This window comes from Oceanirhabdus seepicola, from assembly GCF_023684385.1.
GTDB classification, from domain to species: domain Bacteria; phylum Bacillota; class Clostridia; order Clostridiales; family Clostridiaceae; genus Oceanirhabdus; species Oceanirhabdus seepicola.
In genome coordinates this window covers 961,286-981,623 of the sequence record NZ_JAGSOJ010000002.1, presented here as the reverse complement: position 1 = coordinate 981,623, position 20,338 = coordinate 961,286, and the positions used below count along the sequence as shown (strand labels likewise).

The window sequence follows — 20,338 nt, the reverse complement described above, 5'->3', positions numbered from 1 at the left end:
AATTTCCCCACCTATATGTATTCCTTCTGAATTTTTATAATATCATTAATACTATCTTCACCAACACTTAACAACTGACTAAGTTCATCTTTTGTAAATGGTCTTTCTTCACCAGTTCCTTGAATTTCTATAAATTCACCTTTAGAAGTCATTACAAGGTTCATATCAACTGTAGCGCTGCTATCCTCTTCATAACATAAATCACTTAATGCTTCACCATCAACTATACCAACACTAATCGCTGCTACCTGCCCATTTATTGGTGATTTTTTAAGATTTCCATCTTTTATTAATTTATTTACTGCATGACATAATGCTATGTACGCCCCATTAATCGATGTTGTTCTAGTACCTCCATCTGCTTGTAAAACATCACAATCAATCCATATAGTTCTCTCACCTAAAGCGGATAAGTCCACTACGGACCTAAGGGATCTCCCTATCAATCTCTGGATTTCCATTGTTCTTCCATCTATTTTTCCTTTTGATGAAGCTCTAAACTTTCTTGTAATAGTTGAACTCGGTAACATTCTATATTCACAAGTTATCCACCCTTCTCCACTTCCTTTTAAAAACGGTGGAACCTTATCTTCAATCATAGCTGTACACAATACTTTTGTCTCTCCAAAGGCTATTAATACTGACCCTTGAGCATGTTTTGTATAATCTGTTTGGATACTTACCTCTCTTATTTCACTATTTTTTCTATCTTTTCTCATATCTTTTCCTCCTATATAGAATGATTTAATTTTTGTTACATATTCATCTCAAATAGCTAATGTATCAAAAATGTTTATGATGAAGATGTTTACAAAATTTCATTCTGTTTATAATATTTTACCTATATCTTTATACTTCAATTTTGAAAAGTTCATCGCTCTCTGGAGCTTCAACAATAATCTCTTTTTCATTATCAACAAGTATACCATTTTCTCCAGTTACTTTACCAATTATCGTTCCCTTAATTCCATTCTCTTTCAAGCGTTCTATTAGCCCTTCTCCATCTTTACATGTTATAAGCATGCTACCTGAAGAGATAAACTTCAGAGGATCAACCTTAAAAATTTCACAGAACTCTGCTGTAACATCAGTTATAGGAAGGCTCTCCCTGTTCACTCTGAAACCTTTTCCAGCTGCCTCTATAACTTCCCATAGGGCTCCAAGTAATCCACCTTCAGTTATATCATGCATCGAGCTCACTCCAAATTCCATTGCAATACGCCCTTCTCTAAGAACACTTAACTTATCCGCATAACCCTGAGCTTCTTTTATTTTATCCTCATGAATAACACCATCTATTTTTTCTTTATAGTCAAAAGCAAGTATAGCTGTTCCTTCAAGACAAAGCTCTTTTGTTACAACTATAGAATCCCCAAGTTCACATCCTTTAGTCGCGACAGAATCACCTTTTTTATTTTTCCCAATAGCTGTACAAGATACCACCATTCTATTTACAGCTGATGTTATTTCAGTATGACCACCAATAATCTCAACCTTATGCTCAACTGCTTCAGTATGTATTTCATTCATAACTTTTATTATTTTCTCATAGCTTGTTCCTACAGGAGCCAATATTGTTACCAAAATCCCAACTGGCTCTGCACCACTTGATGCTATATCATTCATATTTATATTAAAAGCAATCTTCCCTATTCCCTCTTCAGCCCCGGTTATTGGGTCAGTTGACAAGACACATTCTTCATCTCCAAAAGTTATAACTGTACAATCTTCACCTACTCCACTTTTAACTCTCACCTCATCTCTTTGATACCCTCTATTCTGAGAAATGAGCTCCGTAAGGTCATCCCAATTCAGTTTTCCCTCTTTCATATTAAATTTCCTCCGTTTTTTTTGTGTGGACAAGCACTTTTTTGTTTTATCTTTCATATTATTCTTATAAGGATTATTATATGGTGGTGTAATTTTTGAAATATATAGGACCTTTTTTACGATTAAATTCTCTTACTTTAGACAATATTAAAACCCAGATATTCCATCTCTCAAAAGAGACAATAAAAACACTAGCTTTAAATTCAAAATGTGGTATTCAAATTTCCTACAAGGAATTTATTAAGAACATACCTAATTTTGATAATAACACAAAATCTAGCTTTTATCCACTGCTCTGCTTGTACAAAAAAGCGAGCCCTAAAATAACATTTAAGCATGATAAAATGTTATGGAATGAGAGCAAATTTAAGAAAGAAGTTGATATCCCAAGTAACGCTTTCTTAACGCTGTCACTTTTAGAGTTAAGCGAGTATTATAAACAATTTGAGAACATAAAAAACTCCAAGTATAAACTAGCTCAGATATACACAGAACTAGCGAAAAAACAACTAGAATTTTACGGGAATCATTTACGGAATCAAGAAGGACTATTTGTAAACATGCTAGATGTAGCTGATCCTCTTATGGGTGATTACAAATTCGAGGATAAGGCAAAGAATTTCAAATTTTCTCACCAAGCTTTCATGATGTGCGCATATTATAAATGCTCACTCTCACTTGAAGAAGATGAAGGTAAATCTTTTAAATTATTCGCTTATGATATTTTAAAGATGTTCATGACACACAGAGAGGAGCTTTATTCACTTCCTTATAGCGAAATAGTTAAATTATGCTTAGCATTAAATATCTTCTATATTTATAGCAGAGAATTTGAAGTTAAGACGTTACTTATGGATTTGAATGATCTTCTAAGAGATAGTCACGATGAGTATTCCCAATCTACCTCAGGCAAAAAATTAGATGTTGACCTTATGTTATTCTTGAACTATTATCTTATGTTTAAGAACACAAGCATAACAAAGTATAAGGATGATTCCGAAAAATTATTTACTAAATTGAGCAGACATTATAACAGCGATGTTCAGAACCTTTTCAAAGATTCTGATAGTAAAGAAATAAGTTATTCATCAAATGAGATTATACTTTACTTCATAATGACTTATATATCAGCTATACACAATCAAGATGATGATGACATTAACCGAATGTGCGTAGGACTCTACAAAAACAGTGTTGTAAACTCCGGAATAATTCTCAGTTGGCCTGATTCTCCAAGTCTTGATGATCCTGAGCGTTATATGAATTTTTCAAGTAAATCTGAAGACCTTTTGGATGAACAGCACTTTAAGTTACCATCCATCGGAACCCCTAAAACACTAGAACTAGCATCAATATTCGCGAAGAAGATCACATACGTTAAGAAAAAAGATATGTTCAAACAGAGTAAGACATCCTTTGACAGCACAAAGAATATGCATCTTTTCTATCTTTTTATAATGCTTGAAAAACACCTAGATATTAAAAGAGAAGATAAAGAATGAATAGAAGAAAAATTGAAGATAAAATAAAAAAACCACGATATATAATATCGTGGTTTTTATGGAGCTGGCAATAGGACTTGAACCTACAACCTGCTGATTACAAGTCAGCTGCTCTACCAATTGAGCCATGCCAGCATGTGTTTTAGACTTTGAAAAACTCCAATTTCTTCGTCACTTCGGTTCTCTGTGCTGCTCAAGTACCCGTGTACATTCCGCTGCTCGTTCACCTTGTTCCTCGACCCTGAAGCTTTTCAAAGCCTAAAACAATTTTCATGACAAGATTTTTGTTATTCTTCATCATCTTCAATGTTTAAAATTAAATGGCGACCCAGAAGGGATTCGAACCCTCGACCTCCGGCGTGACAGGCCGGCACTCTAACCAACTGAGCCACTGGGCCATATTGTTTTATTATAATGTGGTGGGAACAACAGGGTTCGAACCTGTGACCCCCTGCTTGTAAGGCAGGTGCTCTCCCAGCTGAGCTATGCTCCCATATTTGGTGACCCATAGGGGAATCGAACCCCTGTTACCGCCGTGAAAGGGCGGTGTCTTAACCGCTTGACCAATGGGCCTTGCTACATTTAATAATATATCATATCAAAAAACAGGTTTCAAGCTTTTTTTAAAAGAAAATATATTTAAAACATTAAGAAAATAAACAAAATTAATCTTTTTGCTATCTTCTTATAATGTTTGAAGAACGGTTAAATCTTAAAAGAGAAAATAAAGAATGAATAGAAAGAAAATTGAGGACAAAATAAAAAAACACGATATAAATATCGTGTTTTTTATGGAGCTGGCAATAGGACTTGAACCTACAACCTGCTGATTACAAGTCAGCTGCTCTACCAATTGAGCCATGCCAGCAAGCATGTATGGCGACCCAGAAGGGATTCGAACCCTCGACCTCCGGCGTGACAGGCCGGCACTCTAACCAACTGAGCCACTGGGCCATATTGTTTTATTATAATGTGGTGGGAACAACAGGGTTCGAACCTGTGACCCCCTGCTTGTAAGGCAGGTGCTCTCCCAGCTGAGCTATGCTCCCACATTTGGTGACCCATAGGGGAATCGAACCCCTGTTACCGCCGTGAAAGGGCGGTGTCTTAACCGCTTGACCAATGGGCCTTGGTACATTTAATAATATATCACATCAAAAAACAAATTTCAAGCTTTTTTTAAAAGAAAGTGTATTTAAAATATTAAGAAAACAAACAAAATTAACCACTTAGACAAATAACTTCATATTTTTTCAAAAGAGCAAAGAAAATCCTCATCCTTTGTTCTTTGTACATAAAAGTTACTTCATAAGTTTAGCTTCCAATATCTTTTTAACTATAGCTGGGTTACCTTTACCCTTAAATGCCTTAATAACATTTCAAAAGAATTATCACTTCACTCTTTATACTCATCTTCTATATTTAGTGAGAAGATACATTTTAAGTACCAACCTCTCACTAAAGTTCACCGCCTTTCTATACACTTACTCTCTTTACTATATAAAAAAGCTGCCGATATTAATATTATACCAGCAGCTATAAAATATGTAATTAAGATATTCTGAAGAATAAAGGATATCTTCAATATTGGTTCTTTATTCTCTATTCTTTGTTATATCATTCCCATAAATTCTTCTTCTGCTATTGTCTGAACACCAAGATCAACTGCTTTATCATATTTTGAACCTGCATTCTCTCCATATATAACCATGTCTGTCTTTTTACTTACACTTCCTGAGACTTTAGCACCAAGTTCTTCTAACTTCTTCTTTATCTCAGGTCTTTTGAAGTTCTGCAGAGTTCCAGTTACAACCACAGTTTTCCCTGTGAATGCACTTTCTTCAATTATACTCTCTTCATATTTAGGATTTACACCTAATTCAAATAACTCTTCAATATTACTCATTACCTTCTCATCTTGGAAGAATGTTAAAACACCCTCTGCAACTTTATCTCCTACATCTTTTATTTCAACGAGTTCCTCAAATCTAGCATTTTTAATACCTTCAAAACTTTTAAATGCAGCAACAATATCCTTTGCAGTTTTCTTTCCAACATTAGGTATACCTAATGCATATAGAAATGATGGAAGGTCACAATCCTTACTTCCTTCAATTGCAATCAATAATTTTTCAGCTTTCTTCTCACCAAATCTTTCAAGGTTAATAAGATCCTCTTTTTTCATCCTATATAAATCAGGCAATGATTTGATATGAAGTTCTTCAAATAATTGACTAGCTGTCTTCTCACTAAACCCTGGAATATTCATAGCATCTCTACATCCATAGTGAACTATACTCTTTACTAGTTGAGGTTTGCAAGATAAAGAATTTTCACAGAAATAATGAACACCATCCTGTTTTACCTTTGCCCCACAACTTGGGCATACTTCTGGAATTATAATCTTTTCTGTATCCTCATCACTTCCCTGAACTATTCCCATAATCTCAGGAATAACATCATTTGATCTCCTAAGGAATACTGTAGCACCAATCTTAACACCTTTTCTCTGTATGTCATCCATATTATTAAGTGTCGCTCTCTTTACTGTTACTCCACCAATATCAACTGGTTCAAGAATCGCTGTAGGAGCAACTCTTCCACTTCTTCCAACATTCCACTCCACTTCAAGGAGCTTTGTTGTTGCCTCTTCTGCTGCAAATTTATATGCTATTGCCCACTTTGGGAATTTCACAGTGTATCCCATTAGCTCTCTAGTTTTTATATCATCAATCGCTAAAACCACACCATCTATATCGTAGTTCAAATCCCCTCTTATACTTTCAATATAATCAAGTTGTTCTTGTATCTCATCAATAGTTCTACACGGGACAGCATAATCATCCATAGGAAATCCTTTATCCTCAATGAATTTTAACATCTCTCTATAAGTATCAAATCTATATCCATCTATATGCCCTATATCGTAGAAATAAGCCGAAAGATTTCTTCTTGCCGTTTCTTTAACATTTAAGTTTCTAAGAGCCCCTGCTGCACCATTCCTTAAATTTTTAAGAGGTGTTTGGGATTCCTTATTATATGCTTCAAAAGCTTCTGTAGTCATAAGTGCTTCACCATGTATCTCAAACTCATTATGACATTTAATTTTAAGAGGCAAGCTCTTAATAGTTTTAGCCTGTGCCGTTACATTTTCCCCAATCTCGCCTGTCCCTCTTGTCGCTGCAGTTACCATCACTCCATTGGTATCGTATGTTGCATTAAGAGTTAATCCATCAAATTTCTTTGTTAGTATATATAATGGTTCAGGTAACTGTTCATGATTTAGGTCATTATAATCTTTAATAAATTTTAAATTCCTTTTATGCCAATCCTTTATTTCTTCAATACTCTGAGCTTTATCCAAACTCCAAAGTTTTGCCTTATGCTTATATTTTTTAAATTCAGGCAACACCACATCACCAACTCTAAGTGTTGGTGAATATGGCAGTACCCTATTCAACTCTTTCTCAAGCGCAACTAATTCATCATATAATCTATCATATTCAATATCTGCAACTGTAGGTTCATCTAGAACATAATATTCATGACTGTATCTATTTAATAACTCAACTAACTCTTCCATTCTGTTTTCTTTATTCATCTCAAATCCTCGCTCGTCTATAAAAGTTTCAGTGGTGCAATAGAACTATCTAGTTTTTTGATTCCCATATTTGTGAACGCTATAGTAAGCATAGCTTTCTCTCCACTATGGGATGCTGTTATTATAGTTCCTTCCCCAAATTTAGGATGTTGTATCTTTCTACCAGGAACAAACTCCTTAGAGTTTACTTTCCCACTTGCAGTATTATTAGTAAGACTACTTGAAAATGAACCATTCTTAGCTCCTAGTGCATGTGGATTGTATTCTTTCTTTAAGGTTTTAGATTTTTGCGTTCCTAACTTATTAACTGCTCTATTACCACTTCCCACATTCTCTTTTAGGTTTAAAGGAATCTCCTCTATAAAATCTGACTGTGGATAACAACTTGTTCTACCAAATACCATTCGCTGTTCCGCAGAAGTAAGATATAACTTCTCCTCAGCTCTTGTAATGGCAACATAACACAATCTTCTTGCCTCTTCCATTTCTTCATTACTATTAAAACAAGCATCACTTGGGAAAATACCATTCTCCATTCCCACCATAAACACTGCTGGAAACTCTAGTCCTTTTGATGCATGAACAGTCATAAGTACAACATTGTCATCATCTTCATTATAATTATCAGTGTCTGATACCAAGGTCGCTTGTTCTAAGAAAGCTTCCAAACTCTTATCCTCATTGTTGTTCTCAAAATCAACAGCTTCTGAAACCAATTCTTTTAAGTTCTCAACCCTACTCTCATCCTCAGGATCCTTAGAATCCTTTAAAGCTTTCATATATCCAGTATCCTCTAATATCTTCTTAATTATCTGAGATATTGTCATCTCTTCTCTAAGTTCAATGAATCCGTTCATGAGATTTAAGAATTTATTTACTGAACTTTTTGCTCTTGAAGATAATCCTGGTATAAAATCTATATCCAAAATAGCACTATAGAGACATTCATCTGTTTCCTTAGCGAAATCTCTTATTTTCTGTACTGTCGCATCTCCAATAGCTCTCTTTGGAACGTTAATTATTCTCTGTAAACTTATGTCATCCTGTGGGTTATTTATTAGTTTCAAGTATCCCATGATATCCTTTATTTCTTTTCTATCATAGAATCTAAGGCCTCCAAGAATCCTATATGGTATAGAAGCTCTTCTGAAAGCATCCTCAAATGTTCTAGATTGAGAATTCATTCTATACAATATTGCAAAATCTTTATAATTGAAAGGACTGTCCTCTCTAATTTTTTTTATCTCCCTAGCAACAAATGCTGCTTCATCTTTATCTGTGTAACCTCTATATATTTTAAGTTTTTCCCCTATAACTTGCTCTGTTCTCAATACTTTATCTTTTCTTTTGGAATTATATTTTATTACACTATTTGCAGACTGAAGTATTGCACCCTTTGATCTATAGTTCTGTTCAAGTTTAACCACCTTAGTGTTTTTGAAATCCTTTTCAAAATCAAGTATATTCTGGATGTCTGCTCCTCTCCACTGATAAATACATTGGTCATCATCTCCAACAACACAGATATTATTACTTCCCTGAGCTAAAGCTTTAACCAACTTATATTGAGCATAGTTTGTATCTTGATACTCATCAACCATTATATATTTAAATTTTCTTTGATAGAACTCAAGAACCTCTGGATTCTTCTCAAATAGCTGTACTGTGTTAAATATTAGATCATCAAAATCCATGGCATTATTTGCTCTTAATCTCTTTGTATATAATAGAAATACATCTGCAATTTTATTCTTTCTATAATTACTTTCATTTTTTTTCTTAAAATCCATAGCATTCATAAGTTCATTTTTACTGTTTGATATTGTCCCTATGATTTCTTTATCTGTTATATCCTTTTCATCTATCCCAATCTCTTTCATGCATTGTTTAACCAGTGCTTTTGAATCGTAGGAATCATATATTGTAAAGTTACTGTTGAATCCCATATGTTCTGCTTCTCTTCTAAGAATTCTAACACAAGATGAGTGAAATGTTGAAATCCACATCCCCTCTGCTCTCTCTCCAATAAGTTTCTTAACCCTTTCCCTCATTTCTCCAGCAGCTTTATTTGTAAATGTTATAGCTAATATGTTGTATGGAAATATATCCTTTTCTGTTATCATATTCGCTATTCTATATGTCAAAACTCTTGTCTTCCCCGAACCCGCTCCGGCTAATATAAGCAATGGACCTTCAATATGTGTTGCCGCTTCATACTGTTCACTGTTTAATAGTTCCTTCAAGTTCAAATTGAACCCCTCCTAAATTTCTTTAAATCATAACAATTTACACTTTAAAATTAAAATTATATATTCCAACTTTCCAATACCTATAATTATACCACAAAAATATATATTTTAACCATCATACAGAACATTAGTTCTAAATTTAATTCTTTACCTCTTTATAATATATAAATTCAAATTATTAATCCACATTGTTAATTTTCCAATATATTCCTTTCAACCTTAGAAGGAATTAAGGATATTTTATTGAATACATTAAATATATTAAATTTTCTAAATATTCTTAATAGTATTATTTTTACAAGGAGGAACAAATATGAAATACGTTGCAGAACCTTTTAGAATCAAAATGGTAGAGCCAATGAAAATAATTTCTCATGAAGAGAGACTAGAAGCATTAAAAAAAGCAGGCTATAACCCATTCGCCCTTAAATCTGAAGAAGTATATATAGACTTATTAACCGACAGTGGAACCGGTGCTATGAGTGATAATCAATGGGCCGGTCTTATGCTTGGAGATGAATCATATGCCGGAAGCAAGAATTTTTATAACTTAGAAGCTTCAGTTAAAGATATAATTGGGTACCCTTTAATGATACCTACTCATCAAGGAAGAGGAGCTGAACAAGTATTATTTCCTTGCCTGATTGAAAAAAAAGGACAATATGTACTTTCTAACATGCATTTTGATACAACTAAAGCTCACGTTGAAATTAGTGGCGGAAGAGCTATGAACTTCGTAACCAAAAAAGCATTTAACACTGGTGAATATTATGATTGGAAAGGTAATTTCGATCTTAAACAAATGGAGAGCTTTATTCAGGAAAAAGGTGCAGAAAATATTGCATTTATAATTGTTACAATTACTTGCAATAGTTCTGGAGGACAACCTGTTTCTATGGAAAATATCCGCGGTGTTAGAACCATCGCCGATAAATATGGATTGAGGATTGTTATTGATTCTGCGAGATTTGCAGAAAACGCATATTTCATCAAGAAAAGAGAAAAAGGATATGAAGATAAAAGTATTATTGAAATAGTACGCGAAACTTTCTCTTATGGAGATGCTTTCACAATGAGTGCTAAGAAAGATGCTATTGTAAACATGGGTGGTATCGTTGGAATCAAGGAAGATGAGGAATTATTCAGAGCTGTTCGTTCAAGAGTTGTACCTATGGAAGGCTTCGTTACTTATGGCGGTCTTTCTGGAAGAGATATGGAATGTGTTGCAAGAGGACTTAGAGAAGGTGTAGATGAGGATTACTTAGAATATAGAATTGGTCAAGTTGAATATCTCGGAAGAAAATTAATGGATGGTGGCATCCCTATACAGTGGCCAACTGGTGGTCATGCAGTTTTCGTTGATGCCAAAAAGATACTTCCACATATACCAGCAGATCAATTTCCAGCTCAAGCTTTAGCAAATGAATTATATATTGAGTCTGGAGTTAGAGGTGTTGAGATTGGATCATTCTTACTAGGTAGAGATCCAGAGACAGGAGAACAAGTAGAATCCCCATTAGAACTTTTAAGATTAACTATTCCTAGAAGAGTTTATACTCAAGCTCATATGGATATTATTGCTGAATCTCTTATAAAAATTAAAGATAGAGCTCACACTCTAAAAGGATTAGACTTTACTTATGAACCAAAAATCTTAAGACACTTTACTGCAAGACTTAAACCGATTGAATAAAAATAGAACTCCCTTACGGGAGTTCTTTAAATTTCTTCTTTTTTACTTTTTTCACTTTCACTTACTCTTTCGAATAATGTCTTGTAGCCCTTAGTACCATAGTTTAAAGCTCTGTTTACCCTACTGATAGTAGCCGTACTTGCTCCTGTAGTAGCAGCGATATCCAAATATGTACGCCTTTCCATCAATAATTTTGCAACATGCAATCTTTGCTTCATAGCATTAATTTCATTTACAGTGCAAATATCTTCAAAAAAGCTATAGCACTCCTCCAGTGTCTCTAAAGATAAGATCACTTTAAACAAAAAATCCATCTCTTCACTCTTTAATTTACTATTATAATCATTCATGCTATTACACCCCGTATATTAATTTAACACTTTATATCATTATACTATAAATTTCTTATATATGTAAGAAAAATTCGATAAAATATTGCATTTTATTTTCCTCTGAAATATTTCTTGCAATATTAAGATTACTTATATAGATATTATGTCAAAGTTTAATTTATCCAAGTAATTTAATTGTATTTTTAACCAAATCTTTGTTATATAAAGAATAGTGAAAAAAGAATAATATATAGCTTTTGAATTTCTTGAATAAGTTAAGTTTTCAACTAAGAAATCTATAATACATTAATAATAAAAAAGACTATCTAAAATTAGATAGTCTTTTCCATATATCAAAAGTAATAAATTACTTTATTAAGTTCAATAAGATTCCACCGTACTCAGCAATTAATGGAGCAAAAACAAGTGAAACGATAGTCATAAGCTTGATTAAGATGTTCATTGAAGGTCCTGAAGTATCCTTAAATGGATCTCCAACTGTATCTCCAACAACTCCAGCTTTATGAGTTTCAGATCCTTTACCACCAAAGTTACCTAATTCGATGTATTTTTTAGCGTTATCCCAAGCGCCACCAGAGTTAGCCATGAATATAGCTACAAGAACTCCAGAAGCAACAGCTCCACCTAAGAATCCTCCTAATGCTTCAGCTCCTAAAAGAAGACCGATACCAATCGGAGAAACAATTGCAATGATACCTGGAAGCATCATTTCTTTTAATGCAGCAGTTGTTGAAATATCAACACATTTAGCGTAATCTGGCTTACCTTTACCTTCCATGATACCAGGAATTGTTTTGAACTGTCTTCTAACTTCTTCAATCATCTCGTTAGCAGCTTTTGAAACAGATTCCATAGTTAATGCACCAAATATAAATGGTAACATTGCTCCTATTAATAATCCAACTAGAGTAATTGGTTCAAGCAAATCAATATTAGTAATTTTAGCAGCTTGCGCGAATGCAGCAAATAATGCTAATGATGTTAATGCCGCAGATCCGATAGCAAATCCTTTACCGATAGCCGCAGTAGTGTTTCCAACAGAGTCAAGCTTGTCAGTAATCTGTCTAACTTCTTTAGGAAGTCCAGCCATCTCTGCAATACCACCAGCGTTATCAGCTATTGGTCCGTAAGCGTCAACAGCAACTGTTAATCCAGTTATTGAAAGCATTCCTATAGCAGATAATGCTATACCATAAAGACCAAATGTTGCGTTAGTATTTCCTCCCATTACATAGAAAGAAACTAATACACCAATTGCAATTAATATTATAGGAATCATTGTTGATTTCATACCAACAGCTAATCCTGAAATAATGTTTGTAGCAGCACCTGTTTGAGACTGCTCAGCAATATTTGTTACATGCTTATAATCCGCAGAAGTGTATATCTCTGTAATTTTACCAATTAACATACCTACAACTAATCCAACTAAAACAGCTATAAACGCTGTAAATCCACCAAATAACATTTTACTTAGTACAGCTGAAATAATAATAACAATGATTCCGCCTATATAAGTTCCACTGTCCAAAGCTTTTTGTGGATTGTCTGCTTTACTTTTTCTAGCAATTAAAATTCCTACTACAGAAGCAACTATACCTGCTGCTAATAATAAGAATGGAAAGAAAATTGCAGCCTTATCATTCAAAGACTCAATTCCTGCTGCCATAGCAGCCGTTCCAAGAGTGATTGCAGATATTAATGATCCAACATATGATTCAAACAAGTCTGCTCCCATACCAGCAACGTCTCCAACATTGTCTCCAACGTTATCAGCAATAACTGCAGGGTTTCTTGGATCATCTTCTGGAATACCAGCTTCAACTTTACCAACTAGGTCTGCTCCTACGTCTGCAGCTTTTGTGTAGATTCCTCCACCAACTCTAGCGAATAACGCTATTGAAGAAGCTCCTAGTCCAAATCCTGTTAAATAAACAACGTTGTAATCAAATGCAGTATAAAGTATAGATACACCTAAAATACCTAAACCTACAACGCTCATTCCCATAACCGCACCACCAGAGAATGCTATTTCTAAAGCACCTTTCTGACCGTGTCTTGCTGCCTCAGCAGTTCTTACGTTTGCACTTGTAGCAATTCTCATACCAAAGTAACCAGCAAAGATAGAGAAGATTGCTCCCACAACAAATGCGATTGCTGTCTGCCATCCTAAAGTTAATAGGATAAGAACACATACAGCCCCTACGAATATAGCCAAATAGAAGTATTCTCTCTTTAAGAAAGCCATAGCTCCATCTTGGATATACCCTGCTAACTCTTTCATTCTTTCATTTCCAGCACTTTTGCTATTAATTCCTTTACCTAATACCAAAGCAAAGATCAATGCAAAAACACCCACTAAACCACATAATAGATATAAATTCATTAAGTCATGCGCCCCTTTCAAGCATAAATATAAAATTTATTTATTAAATTAAATTTAAAGCAATAACAATACCTACAAATGCAAGAGACAATACAACTGTAATTCTAGCCATAACTTTCTCTTTTGTCTTAACTTTATTTTTTGCAAAAAAGTTTTCATTAGACCCACCAGTGATTAATCCTGCAAGTCCTTGACTTTTACTTGGTTGTATCATTACAAGTCCAACTATAGCTACTGAAATCAATACTAGTAAAACTCTTAAAACTGTTTCCATATTGCACCTCCTAAAAAAAGATATAACAACAACAATATTTTAGCACAATAAATTAAAGTTTACAACATTATTGTCTACAATGCAAACTCAATCACTATCGCGAATTTTTCTCTTTTAGTTTGTCCAATTATAACATATATATACTATCACACTTATCCCAAAAAGTAAATATTATATACAAATTAATAGGGAAACCATATTTAAGTTTCCCTATTTAACATTTATTACATACTATTTAAAAACTTACTATTTTTTGATGTTATAGAATGTATCCATTCCTCTGTATTCAGCCATTTCTTCTAATTCTTCTTCAATTCTTAATAATTGGTTGTACTTAGCAACTCTCTCACTTCTTGCAGGAGCTCCTGTTTTAATTTGACCAGCGTTAGTAGCTACAACTAAGTCAGCTATAGTTGTATCTTCTGTTTCACCAGATCTGTGAGATATAACAGCTGTATATCCAGCTCTTTCAGCCATCTCGATAGCATTTAAAGTTTCTGTTAAAGTACCAATTTGGTTAAGTTTGATTAAGATTGAGTTAGCTGTACCAGTTTTGATACCTCTGCTTAATCTCTCAGTGTTTGTAACAAATAAGTCGTCACCAACAATTTGGATTTTGTTTCCTAACTTCTCAGTCATTAACTTCCATCCATCCCAATCTTCTTCAGCCATACCATCTTCAATAGAGATGATTGGATATTTCTCACATAAGTCTACATAGAAATCAACCATTTGAGCTGGAGTTAAGTCTTTACCTTCACCTGTTAACTCATACATGTTTCTCTCTTCATTAAAGAACTCAGATGATGCTGGGTCAAGTGCGATGAAGATTTCTTCTCCAGCTTTGTATCCACTCTTCTCAACTGCTTCTAAAATTACTTTGATAGCTTCTTCGTTAGAGTTTAAGTTTGGAGCGAATCCACCCTCGTCACCTACTCCAGTAGCTAATCCTTTTGTTTTTAAGATATTCTTTAATGTAAAGTATACTTCTGAACACATTCTTAAAGCTTCTGAAAAACTCTTAGCACCAACAGGCATAATCATGAACTCTTGAAGGTCAACGTTGTTATCAGCGTGCTTACCACCATTCATGATGTTCATCATTGGAACTGGAAGAACTTTAGCATTAACTCCACCAACGTATTGGTAAATGCCTAATCCTAAGCAGTTAGCAGCAGCTCTAGCAACAGCTAAAGAAACACCCAACATAGCATTAGCTCCTAATTTACTTTTGTTTTTAGTTCCATCTAACTCGATCATAGTCTTATCAATTGCAACTTGATCAAAAACGTTTAATCCAATTATCTCTTCAGCGATTACGTTATTTACGTTATCAACTGCTTGAAGTACACCTTTACCATTGTACTTTTCTTTGTCTCCATCTCTTAATTCTACAGCTTCAAATTGACCAGTAGAAGCTCCACTTGGAACTGCTGCTCTTCCCATAGTACCGTCTTCTAAAGTTACCTCAACCTCTACAGTTGGGAAAGCTCTTGAATCAAGTATTTGTCTTGCATATACATCGATGATTTCTACATAATTTTTCATTTAAATAACCTCCATTATATGTACTTTTTCTTTGAAACAGTTTACCCATTCCAAAGAAAAAATTTATCATTTTTTATTATTTGAATAATGATTTACCAGTCATTTCCTCTGGTATTTCAATGTTTAATTCTTGAAGCATTGTAGGTGCAATATCTGCTAATATACCACACTCCCTTAATTCCTTTGCATTATTAGAAATATATAAGAAAGGTACTTCATGTGTAGTATGCGCAGTCATTGGTTTACCTGTAGAGTATTCTATCATTGTTTCAGCATTTCCATGGTCTGCTGTCATAAATACACTACCATCTTTTTCAAGAATTTTATCAACAACCTTCTTCATTTCAGTATCAACTGTTTCAACAGCCTTTATAGCTGCTTCAATAACTCCAGTATGACCAACCATATCTGGGTTAGCATAGTTTAATACTATAACATCAAATTTCTCTTTATCTAATTCAGCTATTAAAGCATCTGTAACTTCTTTAGCACTCATCTCAGGTTGCAAATCATATGTTGCAACATCTGGAGAATTTAAAAGAACTCTTTCTTCATTATTACTAGGTTCTTCTACACCACCATTAAAGAAGAAAGTAACATGGGCATATTTCTCTGTTTCAGCTATTCTAAGTTGATTTAAACCTTTCTTACTTATATATTCACCAAGTGTATTTTCATAACTTTCTGGCGGATATGCAATTTGCACATTCTCAATTGTACTATCATATTGAGTCATACAAACATAATGAAGATTTAATCTCTCTCTTTCAAATGCACTGAATTCAACATCATTGATGGCTCTAGTTATTTCTCTAGCTCTATCTGGTCTGAAGTTGAAGAACACAACAGAATCTCCATCTTTAATCTTTGCTACCGGTCTGCCTTCATTCATGATTACACTTGGAAGAACAAATTCATCAGTTTTATTCTCATGGTATGATTCTTCAACTGCACCAACAGCAGTATTCACTTTTTCACCTTCACCAAGCACAAGAGCATTATAAGCAAGATTAACTCTTTCCCATCTTTTATCTCTGTCCATAGCATAGTATCTACCACTTACAGTAGCAATTTCTCCTAAACCTACTTCTCTCATATATGCTTCTATTTCTTCAATATAAGTGATTGCTGATTTAGGTGGAACATCTCTTCCATCAAGAAAAGCATGTAGGTATAGTTTTGTTATACCCTTATTTTTAGCTCCTAAAATTAATCCTTTTACATGATCAATATGAGAGTGAACTCCTCCATCAGATAATAATCCTAGTAAGTGTACACTACCATTTTTTTCAATAGCATTTTCAAAAGCACCATTAATTGCTTTATTTTCAAAGAACTTTTCTTCTTTAATTTCTTTAGTTATTTTTGTTAATGCTTGATAAATAACTCTACCAGCACCTATATTCAAATGACCAACTTCTGAGTTACCCATCTGACCTTCTGGAAGACCAACATCTAATCCACTAGCTCCAACTGTTGTCATTGGATATTTCTTAATATATTCATCATAGTTAGGCGTGTTAGCTAAAGCTATAGCATTACCATCTCCTGGATTATCTAAACCAAATCCATCTAGAATCATTAACAATACTGGTTTTTTAGCCATTCTTTTTCCTCCATTATTAATTTTTAATGTTTCCCATTGTACTTCTTCTTATGTTCAATCAACATGTGAACCACTTTTTCAAGATAGCATAAGCACTAATTACAACCATAAAAAAAAGGTTTTCCCTAACTAGTTTATCTCACATATCTTATTTTTTCAATAGAATTAATTAATAATTAACAATAGCAGAAAAATCTTCTACTTTTAGGCTAGCTCCACCAACTAATCCACCATCAATATCACTCATTTCCATTTGACCTTTAATAGTATTAGGTTTTACAGAACCACCATAAAGTATTCTCATTGCTTCAGCACTTTCAGTATCAAATAACTCAGCTACTTTATTTCTTATGAACTTAATAGTATCATTTGCATCTTCAGCACTAGCAGTTTTACCAGTACCAATTGCCCATATTGGTTCATAAGCAACAACTAAAGTTTTTACATTTTCACTAGTTAATCCAGCTAAATCTTCCTTTAATTGTCCTTCAAGAACAGCTTCAGTTCTTCCACTTTCTCTTTCTTCAAGAGTTTCACCTACGCAAAGAATAGGTATAATACCATTTTCAAAAGCAGCTTTAAGCTTAAGATTAACTGTTTCATCAGTTTCATTGAAGTACTGTCTTCTTTCACTGTGTCCTATTACTACATGCTCAATACCTACTGATTTAAGCATTAATGGAGATAACTCTCCTGTAAATGCTCCACTCTCTTTATAGTGCATGTTTTGTGCTGCAATCTTAACATTAGTTCCTTCAGCCGCTTTAACAGCCTCTGTTAAGCATATTGCTGGCGGACAAAGTATTACCTCTGCATCAGCATCTTTAACGTTGTTTTTAAATTCATTTATATATGCAACTGTTTCTTCTGGAGTTTTATTCATTTTCCAGTTACCAGATATAATAGCTCTTCTCATTAAAATCACCTCTATATTAAACTTAGTTATATTCTAATACGACTTATTTATCGTCTAATGCAACTATTCCTGGAAGCTCTTTTCCTTCTAGTAATTCTAAAGAAGCTCCACCACCAGTTGAAATGTGTGTCATCTTATCTCCGAATCCTAAAATATTAACAGCAGCAGCACTATCTCCACCACCGATTATAGTATCTGCATCACTTCCGGCTAAAGCTTCTGCTACAGCCATTGTACCTTTTGCAAAGTTCTTAAATTCGAATACTCCCATTGGTCCATTCCATACAACCGTTTTAGCTTCCCTAACGGCATCTTCATATAATTTAGAAGTTTTTGGTCCGATGTCTAATCCCATAAATCCTTCTGGAATGTTTTGATCTTCTGTAATTACAGGTTCAGTTTCTGCATTGAATTCTGCACCACAAACGTGATCAACAGGTAGTAATAATTTAACACCTTTATCTTCAGCTTTCTTAATCATTTCTAAAGAGTAATCTACTTTTTCAGCTTCTAATAGTGAAGTTCCAATTTCATATCCTTGTGCTTTAAGGAAAGTATACGCCATACCTCCACCTATGATTAATGTATCAACCTTATCAAGAAGATTATTGATAACACTAATCTTATCTGATACTTTTGCTCCTCCTAAAATAGCAGCAAATGGTTTTTTAGGAGATTCAATAGCACCACTTAAGAATTTGATTTCCTTCTGAATAAGGTATCCACAAACTCTCTCTTCTAAAAACTCACCAGCACCAACAGTTGAGCAATGAGCTCTATGTGCAGTACCAAAAGCATCATTTACAAAGATTTCAGCAAGTGAAGCTAACTCTTTAGAGAACTCTTCACCATTCTTTGTCTCTTCTTTTCTATATCTAGTGTTTTGAAGTAATACAACTTCTCCATCCTTCATAGCTTCCACTGCTTTTTTAGCATTTTCCCCTACAACGTTAGCATCATCAGCAAAAACAACTTCTGTTTCAAGCATTTCACTTAGTCTCTTAGCCACAGGAGCTAAAGTCAACTCAGGTTTCGCCTCTCCCTTTGGCTTACCAAGGTGAGAACAAAGTATAACTCTTGCACCGTTTTCCATAAGATACTTTATTGTAGGAAGAGCTCCTACTAATCTATTCTCATCTGTAATTTTTCCATCCTTTAGAGGCACGTTAAAATCACATCTAACTAATACTTTTTTACCTTTAACTGAAATGTCTTCAATTGTCTTTTTGTTTAGTTTCATAATCTCTGCTCCTTTCACTACAAAATCCCATAAGTCTTCCAAAAATTCTCTCTAAGTTTGAAAAAGTCTGGCACTATAGAAAACTCTAAGGCCAGACTTTTAGTTTTCAACTATAGTCTATAATTTATCTGCAACAAATTTAGCAAGGTCAGCTAATCTATTAGAGTAACCCCACTCGTTATCATACCAAGAAACAACTTTTACTTGCTTCCCGCTAACCATTGTTGATAATCCGTCAACGATAGAAGATCTTTCATCTTGTCTGTAGTCGATAGATACTAATGGTTCTTCTGAGAAACCAAGAACTCCAGCCATTTCTCCTTCAGCAGCTTTCTTTAAAGCAGCATTAACAGCTTCTACAGTAGCTTCTTTTTCAACTTCTACAACTAAGTCAGTGATTGAAACTGTTGGAGTTGGAACTCTTACAGCCATACCATTTAACTTACCTTTTAATTGTGGTAATACTTTAGCAACTGCTTTAGCCGCTCCAGTTGATGTTGGGATCATGCTCTCAGCACATGCTCTAGCTCTTCTTAAATCAGAGTGAGGTGCGTCAAGTACTTTTTGATCTCCAGTATATGAATGAATTGTAGTCATTAATCCGCTTACAATTCCAAATTCTGTGTCAAGAACTTTAGCAAATGGTGCTAAACAGTTTGTAGTACAAGATGCATTTGAAATTATGTGATGCTCTGCTGGCTTATAGTCACCTTCATTAACACCTAGAACGATTGTAATATCTTCGTTGCTAGCAGGTGCAGAGATTAATACTTTCTTAGCTCCAGCTTCAATGTGAGCTGATGCAGCTTCTTTAGATCTGAAGAATCCAGTACACTCAAGTACGATATCTACTCCATTTTCCCAAGCGATGTTCTTAGGATCTCTTTCTGCACTGATTTTAATTTCTTTACCGTTAACTACGATAGCACCCTCTTTTGCTTCTACTGTTCCATTAAACTTACCGAAACATGAGTCATACTTTAATAAGTGAGCTAATGTAGCTGGGTCAGTTAAATCGTTAATTCCTACTACTTCAAGAGAATCAGCATACTTATCTACCAATACCTTGAAACAACTTCTTCCTATTCTACCAAAACCATTAATACCAACTTTAATCATTTTGTTACCTCCTATGAATGT

General features: G+C 34.1%; 14 protein-coding genes and 8 tRNA genes. 2 read left to right on the top strand and 20 right to left on the bottom strand.

Annotation, left to right across the window (positions count from 1 at the left end; translation table 11 throughout):
- Positions 1-11 precede the first annotated feature (11 nt).
- Complete coding sequence (gene rph, locus KDK92_RS11890) at positions 12-719, bottom strand: ribonuclease PH (RefSeq protein WP_250859468.1); 708 nt, start codon at positions 717-719, stop codon at positions 12-14.
- 130 nt (positions 720-849) lie between these two features.
- Entirely contained in the window at positions 850-1,830 is a 981-nt protein-coding gene (locus tag KDK92_RS11885; protein WP_250859467.1) for an AIR synthase family protein, read from the bottom strand.
- A 95-nt stretch (positions 1,831-1,925) separates the two neighbouring features.
- On the opposite strand from KDK92_RS11885, the gene KDK92_RS11880 reads away from it, so the two are divergent.
- Positions 1,926-3,332, top strand: a complete 1,407-nt coding sequence (locus KDK92_RS11880) for a hypothetical protein (RefSeq protein WP_250859466.1) — start codon at positions 1,926-1,928, stop codon at positions 3,330-3,332.
- Positions 3,333-3,391: 59 nt separating this feature from the next.
- Here the strand turns inward: KDK92_RS11880 and KDK92_RS11875 are convergent.
- From KDK92_RS11875 to pcrA, 10 genes are all read right to left on the bottom strand, one after another.
- Positions 3,392-3,467: transfer RNA gene (locus tag KDK92_RS11875), tRNA-Thr, on the bottom strand.
- A 186-nt stretch (positions 3,468-3,653) separates the two neighbouring features.
- Positions 3,654-3,730 (bottom strand) — tRNA-Asp (locus tag KDK92_RS11870).
- Between the two features lie 19 nt (positions 3,731-3,749).
- Positions 3,750-3,825 (bottom strand) — tRNA-Val (locus tag KDK92_RS11865).
- A 5-nt stretch (positions 3,826-3,830) separates the two neighbouring features.
- Positions 3,831-3,905, bottom strand: a tRNA-Glu gene (locus KDK92_RS11860).
- Positions 3,906-4,124: 219 nt separating this feature from the next.
- Positions 4,125-4,200, bottom strand: a tRNA-Thr gene (locus tag KDK92_RS11855).
- Between the two features lie 9 nt (positions 4,201-4,209).
- A tRNA-Asp gene (locus KDK92_RS11850) sits at positions 4,210-4,286 on the bottom strand.
- A gap of 19 nt (positions 4,287-4,305) precedes the next feature.
- Positions 4,306-4,381, bottom strand: a tRNA-Val gene (locus tag KDK92_RS11845).
- 5 nt (positions 4,382-4,386) lie between these two features.
- A tRNA-Glu gene (locus tag KDK92_RS11840) sits at positions 4,387-4,461 on the bottom strand.
- A gap of 483 nt (positions 4,462-4,944) precedes the next feature.
- Complete coding sequence (ligA, locus tag KDK92_RS11835; protein WP_250859465.1) at positions 4,945-6,933, bottom strand: NAD-dependent DNA ligase LigA; 1,989 nt, start codon at positions 6,931-6,933, stop codon at positions 4,945-4,947.
- Positions 6,934-6,950: 17 nt separating this feature from the next.
- On the bottom strand, positions 6,951-9,182 hold the full coding sequence (gene pcrA / locus KDK92_RS11830; protein WP_250859464.1) for a DNA helicase PcrA: 2,232 nt from the start codon (positions 9,180-9,182) through the stop codon (positions 6,951-6,953).
- A 313-nt stretch (positions 9,183-9,495) separates the two neighbouring features.
- Here pcrA and KDK92_RS11825 point away from each other — a divergent pair, with 313 nt between their 5' ends.
- On the top strand, positions 9,496-10,875 hold the full coding sequence (locus tag KDK92_RS11825) for a tryptophanase (RefSeq protein ID WP_250859463.1): 1,380 nt from the start codon (positions 9,496-9,498) through the stop codon (positions 10,873-10,875).
- A gap of 26 nt (positions 10,876-10,901) precedes the next feature.
- Here KDK92_RS11825 and KDK92_RS11820 read toward each other — a convergent pair whose 3' ends face one another.
- From KDK92_RS11820 to gap, 8 genes are all read right to left on the bottom strand, one after another.
- Positions 10,902-11,225, bottom strand: coding sequence for a YerC/YecD family TrpR-related protein (locus KDK92_RS11820; protein ID WP_250859462.1), 324 nt, complete (start codon positions 11,223-11,225; stop codon positions 10,902-10,904).
- Positions 11,226-11,574: 349 nt separating this feature from the next.
- Positions 11,575-13,614, bottom strand: coding sequence for a sodium-translocating pyrophosphatase (locus KDK92_RS11815; RefSeq protein WP_250859461.1), 2,040 nt, complete (start codon positions 13,612-13,614; stop codon positions 11,575-11,577).
- Between the two features lie 43 nt (positions 13,615-13,657).
- Positions 13,658-13,888, bottom strand: coding sequence for a preprotein translocase subunit SecG (gene secG, locus KDK92_RS11810; protein ID WP_250859460.1), 231 nt, complete (start codon positions 13,886-13,888; stop codon positions 13,658-13,660).
- A 246-nt stretch (positions 13,889-14,134) separates the two neighbouring features.
- Positions 14,135-15,436, bottom strand: coding sequence for a phosphopyruvate hydratase (gene eno, locus KDK92_RS11805; protein ID WP_250859459.1), 1,302 nt, complete (start codon positions 15,434-15,436; stop codon positions 14,135-14,137).
- A 76-nt stretch (positions 15,437-15,512) separates the two neighbouring features.
- Positions 15,513-17,042, bottom strand: a complete 1,530-nt coding sequence (gpmI, locus tag KDK92_RS11800; protein WP_250859458.1) for a 2,3-bisphosphoglycerate-independent phosphoglycerate mutase — start codon at positions 17,040-17,042, stop codon at positions 15,513-15,515.
- A gap of 169 nt (positions 17,043-17,211) precedes the next feature.
- Positions 17,212-17,958 carry a triose-phosphate isomerase gene (gene tpiA / locus KDK92_RS11795; protein ID WP_250859457.1) on the bottom strand — a complete coding sequence of 249 codons (747 nt, stop codon included), beginning with the start codon at positions 17,956-17,958 and terminating at the stop codon, positions 17,212-17,214.
- Between the two features lie 43 nt (positions 17,959-18,001).
- The gene (locus KDK92_RS11790; protein WP_250859456.1) at positions 18,002-19,198 is read right to left on the bottom strand and encodes a phosphoglycerate kinase; all 1,197 of its coding nucleotides are present in this window, start codon (positions 19,196-19,198) and stop codon (positions 18,002-18,004) included.
- A gap of 117 nt (positions 19,199-19,315) precedes the next feature.
- Positions 19,316-20,317 carry a type I glyceraldehyde-3-phosphate dehydrogenase gene (gene gap / locus KDK92_RS11785; RefSeq protein WP_250859455.1) on the bottom strand — a complete coding sequence of 334 codons (1,002 nt, stop codon included), beginning with the start codon at positions 20,315-20,317 and terminating at the stop codon, positions 19,316-19,318.
- Positions 20,318-20,338 lie beyond the last annotated feature (21 nt).

Excerpts from the sequence above, each read along its gene's own strand:
- rph (WP_250859468.1), bottom strand. The coding sequence starts at position 719 with ATGAGAAAAGATAGAAAAAATAGTGAAATAAGAGAGGTAAGTATCCAA.
- KDK92_RS11885 (WP_250859467.1), bottom strand. The coding sequence starts at position 1,830 with ATGAAAGAGGGAAAACTGAATTGGGATGACCTTACGGAGCTCATTTCT.
- ligA (WP_250859465.1), bottom strand. The coding sequence starts at position 6,933 with ATGAATAAAGAAAACAGAATGGAAGAGTTAGTTGAGTTATTAAATAGA.
- KDK92_RS11825 (WP_250859463.1), top strand. The coding sequence starts at position 9,496 with ATGAAATACGTTGCAGAACCTTTTAGAATCAAAATGGTAGAGCCAATG.
- KDK92_RS11820 (WP_250859462.1), bottom strand. The coding sequence starts at position 11,225 with ATGAATGATTATAATAGTAAATTAAAGAGTGAAGAGATGGATTTTTTG.
- KDK92_RS11815 (WP_250859461.1), bottom strand. The coding sequence starts at position 13,614 with ATGAATTTATATCTATTATGTGGTTTAGTGGGTGTTTTTGCATTGATC.
- secG (WP_250859460.1), bottom strand. The coding sequence starts at position 13,888 with ATGGAAACAGTTTTAAGAGTTTTACTAGTATTGATTTCAGTAGCTATA.
- eno (WP_250859459.1), bottom strand. The coding sequence starts at position 15,436 with ATGAAAAATTATGTAGAAATCATCGATGTATATGCAAGACAAATACTT.
- gpmI (WP_250859458.1), bottom strand. The coding sequence starts at position 17,042 with ATGGCTAAAAAACCAGTATTGTTAATGATTCTAGATGGATTTGGTTTA.
- tpiA (WP_250859457.1), bottom strand. The coding sequence starts at position 17,958 with ATGAGAAGAGCTATTATATCTGGTAACTGGAAAATGAATAAAACTCCA.
- KDK92_RS11790 (WP_250859456.1), bottom strand. The coding sequence starts at position 19,198 with ATGAAACTAAACAAAAAGACAATTGAAGACATTTCAGTTAAAGGTAAA.
- gap (WP_250859455.1), bottom strand. The coding sequence starts at position 20,317 with ATGATTAAAGTTGGTATTAATGGTTTTGGTAGAATAGGAAGAAGTTGT.